Origin of the sequence: Nocardioides bruguierae (assembly GCF_023656415.1) — a bacterium.
Taxonomy (GTDB): Bacteria; Actinomycetota; Actinomycetes; order Propionibacteriales; family Nocardioidaceae; genus Nocardioides; species Nocardioides bruguierae.
In genome coordinates, this window is sequence record NZ_JAMOIL010000075.1 from 1 (window position 1) to 547 (window position 547).

Annotated in this window: 1 protein-coding gene; it reads left to right on the forward strand. The window is 74.4% G+C overall.

What is annotated here, in order from left to right; translation table 11 throughout:
• Positions 1–74 precede the first annotated feature (74 nt).
• On the forward strand, positions 75–431 hold the full coding sequence (locus M8330_RS21680) for a hypothetical protein (RefSeq protein WP_250829044.1): 357 nt from the start codon (positions 75–77) through the stop codon (positions 429–431).
• The last annotated feature ends 116 nt before the right edge of the window (positions 432–547 follow it).

Sequence of the window (547 nt, forward strand, 5' to 3'; positions counted from 1 at the left end):
CCTCCGACGGCCGGGACTGACGCGATGATCGCCACGCTTGTGCGAAGTGACGCGATCGTCGCTAGGTTCCTGACATGGGCATGCCTCGGGGAGTGGTCACCGACGAGGACGCCGAGCGCGTCCTGGCCGCCAAGCAGGCCCGGGACGAGGCGGAGACCGCACTGAGGGCGGCCGTCGTCGTGGCGCTCATGCACGGCGCCTCGCACCGCGAGCTGTCCAAGGTCTCCGGCCTCTCCACGAACACCATCCAGCGGTGGGCGCGGGAGGCCGGGTGGCCGCCGCCCGAGGCCCGGGCCGAGCGCGCGGCAGAGCAGGAGCGCCGCTCCCAGGCGCTCGAGCAGCAGGGCGTCGGCAAGGACATCCGGGCCGAGGCCGAGCGGATCATCCGCGCCGGCCGGAAGACCGGCCGCCTGCCCCGCGAGCAGGAGTAGCCAGGCCCTCGCTCGTCCCCCGCATCACCGCAGGTCAGCGCGGCGAGCGCCGATCCGGAGCAGGCCAGACTCCGGATCTGGGGTGGCTGGCGCCCCCGGCCGGGACTGACGCGATC